Source organism: Virgibacillus sediminis (assembly GCF_042643265.1).
GTDB classification, from domain to species: Bacteria; Bacillota; Bacilli; order Bacillales; family Amphibacillaceae; genus Virgibacillus_O; species Virgibacillus_O sediminis.
This window is the reverse complement of the sequence record NZ_JBHRRZ010000017.1, coordinates 223,930-240,404: the sequence shown is the minus strand read 5'-3', so window position 1 is coordinate 240,404 and position 16,475 is coordinate 223,930. Positions and strand designations below refer to the sequence as shown.

The window sequence follows — 16,475 nt, the reverse complement described above, 5'->3', positions numbered from 1 at the left end:
CTAAACCAAGCGACAGATGAGACTGCTTCCCCTCTACCCCGACATTAAGAAGCGTCGATCGTGGGAAGATTCTTCAAGACGGGTGAGGGGAATTTTCTATGTCAGGGAGGAAATTCAGGGCAGGAACACGAAAATAGAAATCAGTAACACTAGAGATACAGAATAGAACAGAATTTCAAAGACAGATGACAGAAGGAGGAAACATAGCATGGAACAGCTTATATTCAACCATATGGACAAGGTCCGGGATATGACCATTCAAACGATTGATCGTATACCGGAGGAACTGGTTGATCAAGTCCCAGAAGACTCCCGCAATAATATCCGGTGGAATTTCGGCCATATTGCCCTTATTCAGGAGAAACTGGCATACGGGGTGCTTGGTGAAGAGGCAAAAGTTCCGGAGAATTTCTCAGATTATTTTGCGCCTGGAAGCAGCCCCGCCGACTGGCAAGGAACTCCTCCGTCTCTTGAGCAAATTGAGGAAGTGCTGGATGAACAGAGAGAGCGGATTAAACGTTCCCACCTAGGGAAGCTGGAAGAGGAGCTGCCAGAACCATTTACAAACTCAGCCGGTATCACCTTCCATACAGCAGGTGATACATTGATGTTCAGCTTTTTCCACGAGGGTTTGCACCTGGAGGCAGTGAAACAAATCTACCGCAGGCTAAGAAAAAAACATACCCGGTGAGGACTATTTCCTCCCACGCAAAAAAGGCAGCTGTTAAAAAGTATGAGCTGCATTTTTTGCGTGGGGAAAGACCTGGCTCCCGGTGAGTTTCTCATGAATGATTGACTCAGAAGCAAAGCGGGTTTTTCGCTGTCTATGCTAAGGGTGATTTTATGCTTAAAAAAGTTTAGAATTACACTTTAATTACTTTTTGTAACTTTATGATGTAAAATTAAGAATAACAGTTGCCAAACTGATGAATAGATGTTACTATTTTTATATTGAATTAAACCATTTTGAATTAAACTTAAGTTTTGTCTTCAATTCAAAATGATACTTAGGAGGAGAATGAATGCTTAAAATAGGAATTGTTTTGGGAAGTGTACGTCAAGGACGTAATGCAGAGGCTGTAACCAATTGGATCTATGACTTTGCGGTAAATAGGAAGGATGCGGGAGTGGATTATGAAATTGTCGATCTAGCTGACTATAACCTGCCATTCCTTGGTGCGGCTGTGCCGGAAGCGCAGCAGGCTGATGCAGAAGCGGCCATTAAAGGATGGTCAGAAAAAATGGCATCTTTTGACGGCTATATTTTCGTCACCCCTGAATATAACCATGCAGTCGGAGGGGCACTGAAAAATGCCCTGGATTACTTGAATCCTGAATTGAACAATAAAGCAGCCGGGTTTGTCGGCTATGGCAGCCTTGGCGGTACGCGTGCACATGAGAATATGCGCTTGATCCTTGGCGAACTCCAGGTGGCTGATGTACAGACAGCTGTCACCTTCTCATTGATGACGGACTTTGAAAATATGAGCGAATTCAAACCGGCAGAATACCATGCAGGAAATGCCAATGGAATGCTAGATCAAGTGATTGCTTGGAGTGGCGCCCTGAAAAAGGTGCGCGAAAAGCAGGAAGTAAACGCATAAATAAAGGATTAAAATGAGACAGGTGGTGAAGAAGTGGGATTTTTAAGCAGACTATTCGGTAAAACAGGCAAAAAGCAAGACGCTGCAACAACGGATAATCATCCACTGCGAATAGCTATTGTTCAAGGAAGTGTGCGGGAAGGGCGAAATGGTACGGCCGTTGCCGACTGGATCTATGATTTTGCATCAACAGAAAAAGCCGACAATGCAAAATATGAGATCGTGAACCTCGCTGATTTCAAGCTTCCAATGTTCGGCAAGGAGCTGCAGAATGGAGAGAAGGATGAAGCCGATGCAGCCGTTAAAAGCTGGTCGGAAAAAATGGCATCCTTTGATGGCTATATTTTCATCACTCCTGAGTATAACCATACAGCCGGAGGGGCGTTGAAAAATGCCTTGGACTATCTGAAGCCAGAAGTAGCAAACAAAGCAGCCGCATTTGTCGGTTATGGCAGCCTTGGGGGCGCCCGTGCGCATGAGAACATGCGTCTCGTCCTTGGAGAGCTCCAAATGGCAGACGTACGTACGGCGGTAACGTTCTCCCTGATGACGGATTTTGAAAACATGAGTGAATTCAACCCTGCACCATATCATCGAGCAAATGCTGGGGAAATGCTTGATCAACTGATTGCCTGGAGTGAAGGTTTCCGCTCATTACGGGCTTCCTAATAAGGATGCAGCAAGAAATGCCCGGTCAAATGAACCGGACAGCTTCTTTTGATATGCTTTCTATCATATGAACCAAAAGCAGAACCCCCGGCTGTAAGCTATCAGCCGGGGGATTGTTTTATTCAATATCAATCTGTTTATGGGCCGGTTTTCCAGGTGCCTTTTTCGGGATTTCTACATAAAGCATCCCATCTTCCAGCTTGGCGGTGATATTGTCCTCCTTCATGTTCCCGATTGGAAATTGGCGCACAAATTCTCCATATTGCCTTTCTTGCCGGAGGACCTTTGTTTCCTCACTTAATTCCTCTGTTCGATTCTCCCGGATCGCACGAATAGTAAGGTTGTCGCTGCCAGCTTCAATGGTGATATCCCTCTTGGAAAAACCGGGAAGTTCCGCTTGGATATAATAAGCCGTCCTTCCTTCGACAATATCGGCACGGAAAGGGCTGAACTTTCCATGCAACGGGGAAAAGACATCATGCTCGAAAACATCTTTTAATGATTTAGAGAGGTTCTGGAAGAGATCTTCCCCTTTTTTACGGTATGGCTTAAAGTCCGACATATGTGTTTCCTCCTTTGCCTGCAATATCTCCCATCTTTATTCTATGCAGAGATGCTGCCAATTGCCCTAATTTCTTAGAAAAATGTAAATTACTTCTAGATTTGGGGATATGCCTATAATCATTTGCCGTTTCTTCCTCCATTATTTACGATAAAAGGGAGATAACGGATTTACAGGAGGGACGGATGATGGAAAAACAGGTAAATGGAAATAGCCTCGTACTGCTGACTGGCGACATTACGGAACAGCACACAGATGCAATCGTCAATGCAGCAAATGGCTCTCTCCTTGGCGGCGGGGGAGTGGACGGGGCCATTCACCGGGCTGCCGGAAAAAGGCTGTTGGAGGAATGTAAAGAGATACGCACCCAGAAGCTGAAAGGCGACTATCTTTCCACAGGGGAAGCAGTCCTCACCAAGGGGTATGATCTTCCTGCAGAATATGTTATCCATACGGTTGGACCAATCTGGAAAAAGGGTAAGGATGGACAGGAAAAACTTCTGGCCAATTGCTATCGAAACTCTTTGGATATTGCGGCTCGGTCTGGGCTGTCCAGTATCTCCTTCCCATCCATTTCAACAGGTGTGTATGGGTATCCAGTGGAAGAAGCGGCCACTGTCGCAATTCGAACGCTTGTCAGCTGCTTGAATCGGAGAGAGGTTGGAGAAGTGAGGGTGGTTTTATTCTCTGAGAAAGACTACCAAATCTATGAAAAGGCTCTAAAGGAGGAGACCCTGCCTCCTCAATAGGTTTCACGTGGAACAGATGGATTGAATAATGGCGCGGAAGTATGGAATAATTGCAAGTTAAGAAAATCTCCAAGAATAGGAAGGACATTTCTTCCTTTCTCTCGAAATAATATATTGAAAGATTCATGCAGAGTGTATTATCATGGAGACAATCAATCAGTGGAGGTTGTTGTTATGCAGGCAATAGATATCTGGGAGAAGATAAATGAACGGGATTTTGAGTTTGAAATCCATACCGTTCCGAAAAATCATCAGTCGCCCCTTTGGTTTGCTGTTCGTCCGACAGAGGATTGTCTGCTGGTGAAACCGGCGACCTTCCAAAAACCGAGTGTGAGTATTTCCAAGGTAAGAAAAATCAACTTCAAGGAATTTGAGCGTGTTTTTGCTTTTTATCACCGCTGGCAGAGTGGAGAACCAGGTGTGAGGAAAGAGGCATCCTACGTCTCGAAAAATACGGCATATATATTTGCATTGATAGCCAGGTTTGAGAAACTGTTGGCCGAGAAAGTATAGAAGCAATTGCCTCGTTCCGGGTGCAATTGCTTTTTTATAGGTAGAGCCATGGCCATATCCACCTCCTAACGCCCAACAAAAAACCCCCCCAGCTTTCGAAGGATAAGTTATCAATAACTAGGCTCCAGACAAGGCGCTGGGTCACCAGCTTATCTAGGTGGGAGGAGTTTATTTTCGGCAAAGATAAGGAACACTATGAAGAAACGGAGGAAAAGGAGTGGTCTTAGATGGATCAAAAGGATATTAGATCCACAGTGGAAAAGATTCTTCAAGAGAGTTCGGTAGGGACCATGGCAACTGTTAAAGGAGATAAGCCGCACTCCCGTTATATGACCTTTTATCATGATGGCTTGAAGCTTTATACCCCTACAAGCAAAGATACGGATAAGACGGAGGAGATTGAGGAAAACCCCTATACACACATCCTGATCGGGTATGAAGGAGAGGGATTTGGCGATGATTATGTAGAGTACCAAGGCAAGGTACGTCTCAATGATTCAGAGGAGATGCGCAGCAGGCTGTGGAGCGAAGATTTGGCGATGTATATGGAAGGACCCGACGATCCGAATTATGTGGTTCTGGAAATAGAGCCTATCGGTATCCGCCTAATGAATAAAACGGGTCAGCCGCCACAAGAACTGGAATTATAATACGGATGAGAGGTTGGGATAAAAAACGTTTGTCTCAGCCTCTTTTACTGGACGAAAGGAGAGTCTGCATTGTCCAAAGGAATATTTCTTGATCGGGACGGGGTCTTGAATGAAGTGCTTACGGACCGTGTCCAATTCGTTAATAGTCCGGAAGATTTTTATTTGCTGCCTGGGGTTGGAGAGGCAATTCATCTGCTGAATAAAGCGGGGTTCAAGGTGTTTGTGGTGACAAACCAGGGAGGAGTGGGACTTGGCTTTATGGCGAAAGAAGCATTGATAGAAATACATAACAAGATGCAGCAGGATCTGCACGAGTACGGAGCAGTGATTGATGATATTGCTTACTGCCCTCATAAACCGCATGCAAACTGTGCATGCCGGAAGCCGAAACCCCAGATGATTTTAGATTTGGCTGAAAAGCATCAGGTTGATATAAAGGAAAGTTTTATGGCCGGTGACCGGGAACCAGATATCCAGGCCGGGAAGAAGGCGGGAGTAAGGACTATTCTGATAGGAGACGGCATTTTGGACGGTGTTGATGCTGATTATGTATTTCCCGATTTACTGTCTGCAGCAAAATGGCTTACAGCATAAATTTAGGTGGAAAATTAAGTTTCCCTATTTTATTCCAGCCGAAGCTGTTGCGGGAATTTTGCATTATCTTTATAATAGTAAGCATTATCTGAGCATACACAGGGGGAGATGCTGTTGCCAATAAATATACCAAAGGAACTGCCAGCAACTGAAGAGCTGAGGCATGAAAAGATATTTGTAATGGATGAGGATCGTGCCAGATCACAGGATATCCGTCCGTTGAATATCCTTATCGTCAACCTCATGCCAGAAAAGGAAAGAACTGAACTGCAGCTCCTTCGTCTGCTTGGCAATACGCCGTTGCAGGTGAACATTTCCTTTCTGAGGATGAAGACACATGAAGCGAAGAATACTAGCAAATCTCATTTAGACACGTTCTATGAAACATTCGGAGAGGTAAAGGACCGCCGCTTTGATGGAATGATCATAACCGGAGCACCCATTGAACACCTTGAGTTTGAAGAAGTGGACTATTGGGACGAATTGACAGAGATCATGGAGTGGAGCAAGAGCAATGTCACTTCCGTACTGAATATTTGTTGGGGGGCACAGGCTTCCTTGTATTATCATTATGGAATCAACAAGTATCCGCTGCCGAAGAAGCTCTCCGGCATCTATCAGCACCGGGTTTCCGACCAGACCATCAATCTGGTCCGTGGGTTTGAGGATATCTTCAATGCCCCTCATTCCCGCTATACTGCCGTTTCCATGGAAGATATAGAGAAAGACCCGCGCCTTCTGCTGCTGTCTTCTTCCGAAGAGGCGGGCGCTTTCATAATTTTATCCAAGGATGAGAAGCATATCATGGTTACGGGCCATTTGGAATATGATGCAGATACGCTTGCAGAAGAATATGCCCGCGACTTGAGCAAAGGGCTTGATATCAGCATACCTGAGAATTATTTTCCGAATAACGATGTAAACCAGCATCCTTTGAATACATGGAGGTCCCATACACATCTGCTGTTCTCTAATTGGCTCAATTATTATGTCTATCAGCAGACACCATATCAATGGGATTAATCAACCCCTTTGCTTTTAGAGGAAAAAATGCTATCATACTAGATATGAAAATACAGACAATTAAATGAATTGTTCTTATCCGGAGAGGCCGAGGGACTGGACCAATGAAGCCTCAGCAACCTGTTTTTCCCGACAAGGTGCTACTTCCAGCAAGTCGTCTGGCGGCTTGAATGATAAGAGGGATGAATTGCTTTATGCAGGGTCTCTTCTTATGCGAGAGGCCCTTTTTCATTATTACACCATAGAAGGAGAGGGACGAATCATGGCAGTAAAGTTAGAGAAGAAGGCTCCTTTTAAAGGGGATCATGTAGGAAGTCTGCTGCGGCCGGAGCGCTTGAAGCAGGCAAGATTGCAACATGCAAATGGAGAAATTACAGCAGAACAGCTGCGGAAGGTCGAAGATGAAGAGATCATCAAGTTGGTGGAGAAGCAGAAGGAAGCAGGGCTGCAATCCATCACGGATGGCGAATTTCGCCGTTCCTGGTGGCATTTTGATTTCCTTGAAAACCTTGTAGGGGTAAGGGGATACGACCCAGGATCTGGGCTGAGCTTTAAAGGGATTGAAACAAAGTCCTATATTATCAAGGTAGAGGATAAGGTGGATTTTGATGAAAGGCATCCCTTCCTGGAACATTACAAGTTTTTGCATGAGCAAGTAGGAGAAAACCATGTACCTAAAATGACCATACCAAGTCCGAACATGCTTCTCCTGCGAGGAGAAATTGACGAGGATACATATGGCGTGGAGGACATTCTGCCGGATTTGACCAAAGCTTACAAGAAGGCCATCCGCGCATTCTATGATGCCGGCTGCCGCTATTTGCAGCTGGATGACACTTCCTGGGCAACTTTCTTATCTGAGAAGGGTCTCCAATCCCTCCGCGACAAGGGGTATGACCCGGAGAAGCTGCAGGAACTGTTTACCCGTGCGATTAATGAATCATTGGAAGGCCGTCCGGATGACATGCTGATAACCATGCACATCTGCCGAGGCAACTACCGTTCCCACTATTTCAGTGAGGGGTCTTATGATGCGGTTTCTGAAATTATTTTCAGTAAACTTCAAGTTGATGGGCTGTTCCTTGAATTTGATGATGAACGTTCTGGTGGATTCGAGCCCCTCAAGCATGTGAATAGAGATGACTTGCATGTGGTCCTCGGACTCATTACTACTAAGTTCGGCGAGCTGGAAGACAAGGAAGAAGTGAAACAACGCATTTCCAAAGCTGCTGAGTATTTGCCGGCCGACCAGTTGGCCCTCAGCCCGCAATGTGGATTTGCTTCTACTGAAGAAGGTAATGATATTACTGAGGAACAGCAATGGGAAAAAATCCGCCATGTCCTCGACATTGCCAAGGATGTATGGAAATAATAGATATTAAGAAAAGCAGGCTGCACTGGAAATTACTATTCCGGTGCAGCCTGTTTTTTTGTATATATATCGGGTAATATTTAACAAATTCAAAATAATGGTAAGTTACTTCCCAATTGAAACCGTTTGCTGTATACTATTTTTGGAATCTTATAAAGGGGGTAATAGAATTGTTACGAAATAAAATAGGTTTGGCATTAGGGGTATTGGTTTTGATGCTGCTTGCTGCCTGTGGCGGTGGGAATGAAGAATCAGGCGGTGAAGCAGGAGGCAATGGAGAAGGACTCGATACAAATATCGTCACCATCGCGACTGGTGGTTCTTCCGGTCCATACAACATTATTGGCACAACCTTGGCGGAAACATATAGTAATGAATTCGGAATTAATTCAAGAACACAGACCACAGGAGCTTCCGTGGAAAACGTCAACTTGATGAAAGAAGATAAAATTGAAATGGCTTTCACCATGAGTGATGTTGTGAGTCAGGCAGTCGAGGGGACGGGGAACTTTGACGCACCGATTGAGAAAGTCAATCAGATAGCAGCATTATACCCTAACTATGTACAAGTAGTGACTACAGCCGATTCTGGAATAGAAACCCTTTCAGACCTGGAAGGAAAACGGGTAGCGGTTGGCGACCAAAACTCCGGTGTAGAGGTGAACGCCCGTAATCTTCTGAAAGGACATGGGATAACCTATGACGACTTGGAAGTTGATTATTTAGGGTATGCTGAAGCAGCCGATGGACTGAGGGCAGGTCAATTGGATGCCGCTTTCCTGACCAGTGGGCTTCCTAATGCTTCCCTGTTAGAGCTTTCCGAATCACTGGACATCCGGCTGGTAACCATCAAACAGGAAGATGTAGAGGAAATCGCCCAGGATCAGTCCTATTTTGTACCAATGGAAATACCGGCAGATACGTATGGCAATGAGGAAGCAGTTCCAACAGCTGCCATCATGAATGCTTTGATTGTACGCGAAGATATGAGTGAAGAGGATGTCTACAAGTTGACAAAGGCATTCTTTGAAAACCTGGATTCTTTGGAAAACTCCCACCAGGCAGCTTCTGACATTTCCTTGGAAGAAGCCCAAGAAGGACTTGTAGCACCACTCCATCCAGGAGCCGAACGCTATTATAATGAACAGTAAGTGGATGAAATGGGGCGCATGGTTGATTGTGCCCTTTTTTTTCCTGTTTTTCAAACTACCTGTGATTGGGCTGGAAGCGGATAACACGGTCTACTATTTGAAAGAACCGGCTTTTCAGCTGAAATGGATTCATTCTGTGGAGAAAGAAGAATGGTTTGAAACATATGAACGGCATGGCAGCAAGCTTATGCTGACAGATACGCTGTTCAAGACATTTGGTGCCGGGACTCCTTCAGACGGAGAGGTGATCCGCAATCAGGATGGATTTGTCCATATGAAGGTGGAAAGGAAAATGGATGAAGTGAACTTGGCTGTTTCCAAGGATGCAGAAACTCGTTTGGAAACAAAAGAGGCTGTTATTCCTTTATATGAGTTGGTTGATCACCATGAGAATTTGCGAATATCTGTACACTATCTTCATGTATGGGAGTATTTGGGAGGGAAGTTTCTATGAAAAAAGACAACAGAGATTTAAATATAGAGAGTATATCCGAGAAAGAGGAAGATAAGACAGCTAGTCAGGAAGTACTCGAGAAATTCGACACCGATGCCCGTGTGCGTAAAATGAAAAACAGATCTATTGCCATCTTTATATCTGTAATAGCTATCCTATATTCCGCATATCATTTATATATTACCTATAATCCAATGCCCGCTTTGCAGCAAAGGGCTGTTCACATGGCTGTGGGGATGGCCTTGATCTTCCTGCTATACCCAACGTTCAAAAATCAGGACCGATCGAAGGTGCCGGTATATGACTGGCTGCTCTTTTTGCTTAGTCTGTCGACGGCTGGGTATTTGATTTACGAATATACGGAAATTGTGACCACACGAGGCGGCATCCCCAACGGCATGGATATTGCCATGGCTATGCTCACTGTCGTCCTTGTACTGGAGGCGGCACGCCGTGTGACCGGAATCATTCTGCCAATCCTTGCCTTGATTTTTCTTGCTTATCCATTCATCAGCCACAATATCTGGCTGCCGGATATGCTGATGACCAGACTCTTTGATCTAGGGGATATTTTCGGACAGTTGTACTTAAAGACGGAGGGGCTGTTTTCTACAGCAATCGGAGCTTCTGTGCAATTCATCTTTCTATTCATCCTCTTCGGAGCCTTCCTGGCAAAGTCCGGCATGGGACAGCTATTCAATGATCTCGCGATGGCACTAGCCGGCAGACAGAAGGGCGGTCCTGCAAAAGTGGCCGTCATTTCCAGTGGGTTCATGGGGAGCATCAATGGTGCAGCCGTAGCAAACGTAGTCGGTACAGGTTCATTCACTATACCGCTAATGAAAAAAATCGGTTATCATAAAAACTTTGCAGGGGCCGTGGAAGCAAGCGCCTCTGTTGGCGGGCAGATTCTGCCTCCGATTATGGGGGCGAGTGCTTTCATTATGGCGGAAACCACCGGGATTGCGTACGGCACTATAGCCTTGGCTGCCCTGCTCCCAGCAGTATTATATTTCCTGGCTGTTATCATGCAAGTTCATTTCCGTGCTGGAAAGCGTGGACTCAAAGGCATTCCAAAGGCAGATCTGCCACAAGTGAAGGAAGTGCTGAAAGAAAGAGGCCATCTTTTGCTGCCGATTGTCGGCTTGATCATCATGCTGTATATGAATGTGCCGATCGGCTATGCAGCATTCAATACCATTCTGCTCACAATCGCGGTCGCTACTTTGCGCAAGTCAACGAGGATGTCGATCACTGATGTACTGCAGGCGATGGAAAACGGGGCAAGGCAGTCCTTGTCTGTAATGATTGCTTGTGCTGTAGTGGGGATTATCATCGGAGTGGTCAGCTTGACCAGTTTCGGTACTGTTATGACGTCAGCCATTACAAGCATTGGCGCAGGATCCTTGTTCCTGACCCTGTTCTTTACGATGATTGCCTCGATCATTCTCGGAATGGGCCTACCGTCTATTCCAGCTTATATCATTACGGCAACCATGACGGCGCCGGCCCTGGCCGAATTCGGCATCCCGGTGCTAGTCGCACATTTATTTGTGTTCTACTTTGGAATTTTTGCCAATATCACACCGCCTGTTGCTCTTGCAGCATTTGCGGGGGCCGGTGTCTCTGGAGGCGATCCGATGCGGACAGGATTCCAGGCATTGAAGCTTTCATTGGCCGGTTTTATAATTCCATATATATTTGTCTATGATTCTTCCATGCTGATGATTGATACGACAGGGGTTGCAGTTAATGCTACAGAGTTCGCCCTGCCGCCGGTGATGTCGATTATAACCATCGTCGTCACATCCTTGATCGGTATTATTGCACTGAGCGGAGCCTTGGAAGGATATTTAAAGACGGAGATGAATATCATCTACCGTTTGTTCCTGGGTGCAGGTGCATTGCTTACTATCATGCCGGAGACGATGAGTGATATCATTGGTTTGGTTGTTATTGGAGTAATCACGGCTATTAACTTTATACAAAATCGAAAAGATTTTTCTGCTGCCGCCTAGGCAGTTATTAAAAAGCCGGACAGCGGTTATGCTGTCCGGCTTTGTTTAAAATTGATTTTTTCCTCCACGTGTAATCAAAAATAGCTGCGCCCAGCGGCCAGCAAGGCTTCCTTTACCTCCGCACATCACGGAACAGGCATCTCCCGCCCTCGTTCTTTTCCTCGGACTCTCTCTTTTTTTGCTATACTAGACTCTATGAAAAGTCATTGGAGTGAGTTTCCATGCAAATGGTAGTAAAAATTGCGATACATATCGGTGTCTTATTCGGGATGTATTGGATAGGCATGCAGATTCAGCAAGCCCTGAACCTGTTTATACCTGGGAGTGTCATCGGTTTGGTATTGCTGTTCTCCCTGTTAATGAGCGGGATTGTAAAACCCCAGTGGGTGGATGAGGGAGCACAATTTGTGGTCAAACATCTAGCATTATTCTTCATCCCTGCCACCGTCGGAATCATCAATTATTTTGATCTGTTTGCCGGAGCTGGCTTTCTGCTGGTCATTATCGGCTTGGGCAGTACCTTGATCGTCATGGTAGTTTCCGGACATGTAAGCCAGTGGCTGGCCCGAAGGAAGAACAGGGACATGGATGAAATGGAATATAGGAAGGAGGAAGGCAGTCATGGGTAATTTATTGATAGGTTCTACAGCTTTTATAGCGACAATCGCCGTCTATTATCTCTCCTTAAGAATTTACTGGAGATGGGGCTATACTTTTCTGGCGCCAGTTATCCCTTCTACTGCTATTATCGTCGCCTTCCTGTTGTTTTTTAATATCCCTTATGAAACATACATGGTAGGCGGGAGCTGGATAAACTGGCTGCTCGGACCTGCAGTAGTGGCCCTTGCCTATCCCCTTTATGAACAGCGTGAGACCCTTAAGAGGCTTACTGTACCGATTTTGACCGGAACGATAACCGGTGCAGTGGTTGGGGTCGCCAGCGGAATTCTGCTGGCAAAATGGGCCGGAGTAGAAGAAACCATTATATATTCCCTAATTCCTAAAAACTCCACCACCCCTGTGGCGATAGAAGTGGCTGCTTCTACGGGAGGAATCAAGTCGCTGGCAGCGGTGTTTGTCATGATTGCGGGAATAGGCGGTGCCATGCTTCATCGTCTAGTCTTGAAGTATACCGGAATCACAGAGGAAGCAGGAAAAGGTGTGGGAGTAGGGAGTGCCAGTCATGCTATTGGTACGGCGATCGTCATGGAACGAAGCAAAATGGAAGGATCAGTCAGTACGATTGCAATGGTGGTCAGCGCTGTTACTGTATCGGTCATCGCCCCGTGGTTCATTATGTGGCTGATGTAATGGGGGCGCCCTTTATACCAAGGCGCGGCCACCAGCAGTACACAAATAAAAGGCTGACAGAGCTTGCTGCCAGCCTGAACTTTTTCCTAACCATCACTAATTGATGGTGATAAAGGCATCCCTGATTCCCATATTCCTGGTTCTTTCTAGATATGCCTCGGCAGTTTTCCTGTCCGGAAAAATTGGCGTCTGGACCCGGTACCAGGTCTTTCCCTGAATAGTCACTTTCTGTTCAGACATGTTCAACCCGGCTTTTTGGAAGGTGCCAGCCAGCACCCGTGCATATTCCTGATTATGGAATGATCCAGCAATAACTCGGATCCCTCTCTTTATCGATTTCTTGCTTGCCTGCTGGTTGAAGGCTTTCACCACTCCTTCTACATGGCCTCGGGCAATTCTTTCAATCCAGGCCGGGTTGCGCATACAAGCTGCGTCCGAGGGATGGTCGATAAAACCGTTTTCTGTCAAAAGCGCAGGCATGTCTGTTTCCCTCAACACATGAAAATTCGCTCTTTTACTTCCCCGGTCCCTTAATCCAGCTGCTTTTGATATCTCCTGATGCATTATCTTTTGGATTTTTGCAGTTGTTGACCGTGGAGGCAGGCGGTGGTAAATAAAATCTTCATAGCCGTCCGCCATATCGCTTGAAGCATTGCAATGTATGGAGAGGAAAAGTCTGCTCCCCATCTATTGGCTTCCATCGTGCGGGTGAAAAGGCTTTTGCCTTCGCTTTTCGTGCGGCTCATTATTACTTCTACCCCTTGATAATCATCTCTTATCTGCTGCTGTATCACTTTCGCTATCTGCCAAACTACTTCTTTTTCCATTAACCTACCACTTACTGCTCCCGGGTCTTTTCCACCATGCCCGGGGTCCAAGTAAAGTTTCATCTCAGAATCCCTCCCTTTTTATCTATAATCGAAAAAGGGAGCAGGAAAGGGGCATGCTCTGGTAAAATAGCTTCTATCACAGCAGGCTGTGGAAAAATTGGAGGGATCAATCCTATTGGCTAGCTCAGGTAGGGTATTAGCAGGAGCGCAGATTTATCGATAACTGAGACGGGATATCAGCAATTGCCGCCGCCTATCCGCCGTTCGTGGGGATATCAGCAGCAGCCCGTCTTTATCGCTAGTTCAGGCAGGGTATCAGCAGGAGCAGAGATTTATCGGCAGCAGATGGAGAATATCGCTTGGAGAATGAGTTTATCACTCGGAGGCAGGGGATATCGGCAGCAGCCCGCCTTTATCGCTAGCTCAGGTGGGATATCGGCAGTTGCCTCCGCAGAGCACTCCATGAGCGGTTGACAGCTTTCATCCATGCATAAAGGGAAAGCCTCATCGGCTTTCCCTTTTATCGGTTATACTGGGCAAGTCTTTTCAGCAGGTGAAAATCATCAATCCCTGTTATTTTCTATTTTTTCCTTCTGATAGGGTTCTTTTTTTTCTGTTTGTTCTGGTTTTGCCCGCTTTGGCTTTTTCTTTTTCTTCTTAGGTTTATCCAGGTCGCCGAGCAAGACTCTTTTGGCAAGCGGCCTATTCTCCTTATCACTTAATACATAAAGAGTGTCACCATGGTCAATGACTGTGTTGCCGGTAGGTGTAAGCAGCTTTTTTCCTCGGGTGATCCCAATGACAAGCGTATCATCCGGCAAGTCTAAATTGGTCAGCGATTTGCCGACAGCGGGGGTTTCTCTGGTCACTGTCAATTTCATAATTTCCGAATCGGTGGTTCCCAGGTTGATCAATTCAATGCTTGCACTTGCTTGGTTATCACTGATGGTCAGCCCCAGCTTGGTTGCCAGCCAGGAGAGAGTGCTTCCTTGAACAAGTGCAGAGAATAGGACAACGAAGAAGACGGCGTTGAAGATGAGATCGCTGTTCTCCACCCCTGCCAAGACGGGATAGGTGGCAAGAACAATCGGTACCGCGCCCTTCAATCCTGCCCAGGAAACAAAGGTTTTCTCCTTTACATTGTATTTCATAAAGGCCATTGTTACAAAGGTGGCAACAGGTCTAGCAATTACCATGAGCACTAGTGCCAGCAGTATGCCTTCCCAGAATACTTCCATCAATTGAGTCGGGAACACGAGCATGCCCATGAGGATGAACATGACGATCTGCATCATCCATGCGAATCCTTCATTGAAACGAAGGATGGTGAAACGGTGGGTCAAATCGTTGTTTCCGATAAAGACAGCCATTACATAAACTGCAAGCAACCCGCTTCCATTCAGGTAGTCGGTAACAGCATAAGTGAAGATGGCAGATCCCATCGCCAGTACAGGATATAGACTGGAAGTGTCCAGCTTGATATGATTGATGATAAACACGGTGATCTTCCCGAATAATAGACCAAGCAGGAGGCCCAGTCCCATTTGGACAAAGAAGCTGCCGATGGCCATCCAGATGGATGCATCAGGAAACTGTATCAGCTCAATTAAGGCAACGGTGAGGAATACGGCCATTGGGTCATTGGAACCTGATTCTGCTTCCAGTGTAGCTGTCAGGCGCTTATCAAAGTTTTTACTGCCCAGTACGGCGAAAACGGCAGCAGCATCGGTGGATCCGACGATTGCTCCAAGGAGCATGCCCTCCAGCAGGGAAAAGTCGAATACATACATGGCTGCAAATCCAGTGATCACTGAAGTCAGCAGTACACCGACAGTAGCGAGGCTTCCGGCGGCCCCGAGCACTGGCCGTATATTGGACCATTTGGTCTGCGTGCCCCCATCAAACAGGATAATAATCAATGCCATGATTCCTATCAACTGGGTAAGTTTGACATCTTCAAAGGATAGGTAGGTATTGACCAGCATCCCGGCAAGGAGGAAAAGTACCAGGGAAGGCAGGCCTAAACGAGAAGAGAATTTAGTGGTGAAAACGCCGACAATCAGCATGAGTGCAAATAATAATATAATCGCACCGATAGACATATCCAAAGGCAACAATCCTTTCATTAAAGAAACAAATATAAAAAGTTCATGATATAATTATAAATTTTATGCTGGAAAAAAACAAAGAATCCATCTGTGGAAACCCTTACATTACCATGCCTGTGGAGCGTTATAGTATAATGTGGAGAGGATTTTCACAATGGAGGATGAAACATGGAGAATTTGACGCTAGGTTCATTGCTTGATGTCATCGGCGAGCTTTTTTCCGATGAAATTTCCATCGCAGTATCCAATTTGGATAATTATGTGTACTACCGGCCCAGCAAACGGGTCGATCTGAAAATAAGGCCCGGCGATCCCATTAAAGAAGGCACATTGGCACATAAAGCACTTACATCCCAACTGAAAGTTTCAGAATTTATAGACCGTAGTGTTTACGGTGTGCCCTACCACGGCATGGCTGTACCTTTCCATGATGGGGAAAAGCTGGAAGGTTGTGTGCTGGCCATATACCCGGCATTCACGGAGGGGAAATCCGTCCTGACTGTGAAGACCAGCGACGGCTGGCGGCCGATTCCCTTTGATGAGGTGAAATATTTGGAAGTCCGGGAGCGGAAGACTCATGTGGTGTCCAAAGATGTTTCCGGCACCCATAAAAATGCGCTTCAGGAGTTTGAATATATATTGCCACGCGATTTCTTCATCCGGTGTCACCGTTCATTTATTGTTAATGTTCATCATATCAAGGATATCTATCCGGATACCCATTCGACATTCGTTCTGGAGATGGATGATGGAGCCCAAGTGCCGGTCAGCCAGACATATGCCAGCTACTTCAGGAAATTGTTGGATTTTTGACAAATTCTTTCTGTCTGGGGCTGCTTATTTCTTCGCTCATTCGGTAATTTTGTG

19 protein-coding genes, 1 pseudogene and 1 riboswitch are annotated in these 16,475 nt (G+C 46.0%); of the genes and pseudogenes, 16 read left to right on the top strand and 4 right to left on the bottom strand.

Translation table 11 applies throughout. The annotated features are described in order from the left end of the window. The first annotated feature begins 208 nt into the window (after positions 1–208). The 3 genes from ACFODW_RS12145 (at position 209) to ACFODW_RS12135 (ending at position 2,273) form a co-directional block, all read left to right on the top strand. Positions 209–691, top strand: coding sequence for a DinB family protein (locus ACFODW_RS12145; RefSeq protein ID WP_390306797.1), 483 nt, complete (start codon positions 209–211; stop codon positions 689–691). A gap of 331 nt (positions 692–1,022) precedes the next feature. Next, positions 1,023–1,604: an NADPH-dependent FMN reductase gene (locus tag ACFODW_RS12140; RefSeq protein ID WP_390306794.1), complete on the top strand. Its 582-nt coding sequence runs from the start codon at positions 1,023–1,025 to the stop codon at positions 1,602–1,604. Between the two features lie 33 nt (positions 1,605–1,637). Then, positions 1,638–2,273: an NADPH-dependent FMN reductase gene (locus ACFODW_RS12135; protein WP_390306792.1), complete on the top strand. Its 636-nt coding sequence runs from the start codon at positions 1,638–1,640 to the stop codon at positions 2,271–2,273. Positions 2,274–2,391: 118 nt separating this feature from the next. Here the strand turns inward: ACFODW_RS12135 and ACFODW_RS12130 are convergent, their stop codons facing one another. After that, complete coding sequence (locus tag ACFODW_RS12130; RefSeq protein WP_390306790.1) at positions 2,392–2,835, bottom strand: Hsp20 family protein; 444 nt, start codon at positions 2,833–2,835, stop codon at positions 2,392–2,394. 188 nt (positions 2,836–3,023) lie between these two features. Here ACFODW_RS12130 and ACFODW_RS12125 point away from each other — a divergent pair, with 188 nt between their 5' ends. The 11 genes from ACFODW_RS12125 to ACFODW_RS12075 all read left to right on the top strand — a co-directional run bounded on the left by ACFODW_RS12125 (position 3,024) and on the right by ACFODW_RS12075 (position 12,670). After that, complete coding sequence (locus ACFODW_RS12125; protein WP_390306788.1) at positions 3,024–3,584, top strand: O-acetyl-ADP-ribose deacetylase; 561 nt, start codon at positions 3,024–3,026, stop codon at positions 3,582–3,584. A 174-nt stretch (positions 3,585–3,758) separates the two neighbouring features. Beyond that, positions 3,759–4,097: a hypothetical protein gene (locus ACFODW_RS12120; protein WP_390306786.1), complete on the top strand. Its 339-nt coding sequence runs from the start codon at positions 3,759–3,761 to the stop codon at positions 4,095–4,097. Between the two features lie 227 nt (positions 4,098–4,324). Then, positions 4,325–4,747, top strand: a complete 423-nt coding sequence (locus ACFODW_RS12115) for a pyridoxamine 5'-phosphate oxidase family protein (protein WP_390306784.1) — start codon at positions 4,325–4,327, stop codon at positions 4,745–4,747. A gap of 69 nt (positions 4,748–4,816) precedes the next feature. Continuing rightward, positions 4,817–5,341: a D-glycero-alpha-D-manno-heptose-1,7-bisphosphate 7-phosphatase gene (locus ACFODW_RS12110; RefSeq protein ID WP_390306781.1), complete on the top strand. Its 525-nt coding sequence runs from the start codon at positions 4,817–4,819 to the stop codon at positions 5,339–5,341. A 114-nt stretch (positions 5,342–5,455) separates the two neighbouring features. Beyond that, entirely contained in the window at positions 5,456–6,364 is a 909-nt protein-coding gene (gene metA / locus ACFODW_RS12105) for a homoserine O-acetyltransferase MetA (protein ID WP_390306779.1), read from the top strand. A 72-nt stretch (positions 6,365–6,436) separates the two neighbouring features. Continuing rightward, a riboswitch (SAM riboswitch) is annotated at positions 6,437–6,544 on the top strand. An 82-nt stretch (positions 6,545–6,626) separates the two neighbouring features. After that, entirely contained in the window at positions 6,627–7,736 is a 1,110-nt protein-coding gene (locus ACFODW_RS12100; RefSeq protein WP_390306777.1) for a 5-methyltetrahydropteroyltriglutamate--homocysteine S-methyltransferase, read from the top strand. A gap of 215 nt (positions 7,737–7,951) precedes the next feature. Then, complete coding sequence (locus tag ACFODW_RS12095) at positions 7,952–8,887, top strand: TAXI family TRAP transporter solute-binding subunit (protein ID WP_390306871.1); 936 nt, start codon at positions 7,952–7,954, stop codon at positions 8,885–8,887. After that, on the top strand, positions 8,877–9,341 hold the full coding sequence (locus ACFODW_RS12090; RefSeq protein WP_390306775.1) for a DUF1850 domain-containing protein: 465 nt from the start codon (positions 8,877–8,879) through the stop codon (positions 9,339–9,341). Before ACFODW_RS12095 ends, ACFODW_RS12090 begins: the two co-directional genes overlap by 11 nt. Further along, positions 9,338–11,359, top strand: coding sequence for a TRAP transporter permease (locus ACFODW_RS12085; RefSeq protein ID WP_390306773.1), 2,022 nt, complete (start codon positions 9,338–9,340; stop codon positions 11,357–11,359). Before ACFODW_RS12090 ends, ACFODW_RS12085 begins: the two co-directional genes overlap by 4 nt. 221 nt (positions 11,360–11,580) lie before the next feature. Continuing rightward, positions 11,581–11,988, top strand: a complete 408-nt coding sequence (locus tag ACFODW_RS12080) for a CidA/LrgA family protein (protein ID WP_390306771.1) — start codon at positions 11,581–11,583, stop codon at positions 11,986–11,988. After that, a complete protein-coding gene (locus ACFODW_RS12075; protein WP_390306769.1) occupies positions 11,981–12,670 on the top strand; it encodes an LrgB family protein in 690 nt (229 codons plus the stop codon). The genes ACFODW_RS12080 and ACFODW_RS12075 overlap by 8 nt, the downstream gene beginning before the upstream one ends. Positions 12,671–12,766: 96 nt before the next feature. Here ACFODW_RS12075 and ACFODW_RS12070 read toward each other — a convergent pair whose 3' ends face one another. Continuing rightward, entirely contained in the window at positions 12,767–13,093 is a 327-nt protein-coding gene (locus tag ACFODW_RS12070; protein ID WP_390306868.1) for an SPOR domain-containing protein, read from the bottom strand. A gap of 6 nt (positions 13,094–13,099) precedes the next feature. Beyond that, positions 13,100–13,497 (bottom strand): annotated as a pseudogene (locus tag ACFODW_RS12065) (N-acetylmuramoyl-L-alanine amidase family protein); the annotation flags it as partial. A gap of 246 nt (positions 13,498–13,743) precedes the next feature. On the opposite strand from ACFODW_RS12065, the gene ACFODW_RS12060 reads away from it, so the two are divergent. After that, complete coding sequence (locus tag ACFODW_RS12060) at positions 13,744–13,974, top strand: hypothetical protein (protein WP_390306767.1); 231 nt, start codon at positions 13,744–13,746, stop codon at positions 13,972–13,974. 89 nt (positions 13,975–14,063) lie between these two features. Here ACFODW_RS12060 and ACFODW_RS12055 read toward each other — a convergent pair whose 3' ends face one another. Then, entirely contained in the window at positions 14,064–15,602 is a 1,539-nt protein-coding gene (locus ACFODW_RS12055) for a potassium/proton antiporter (RefSeq protein WP_390306866.1), read from the bottom strand. Between the two features lie 174 nt (positions 15,603–15,776). On the opposite strand from ACFODW_RS12055, the gene ACFODW_RS12050 reads away from it, so the two are divergent. Beyond that, a complete protein-coding gene (locus ACFODW_RS12050; protein WP_390306765.1) occupies positions 15,777–16,421 on the top strand; it encodes a LytTR family DNA-binding domain-containing protein in 645 nt (214 codons plus the stop codon). Positions 16,422–16,475: the final 54 nt, after the last annotated feature.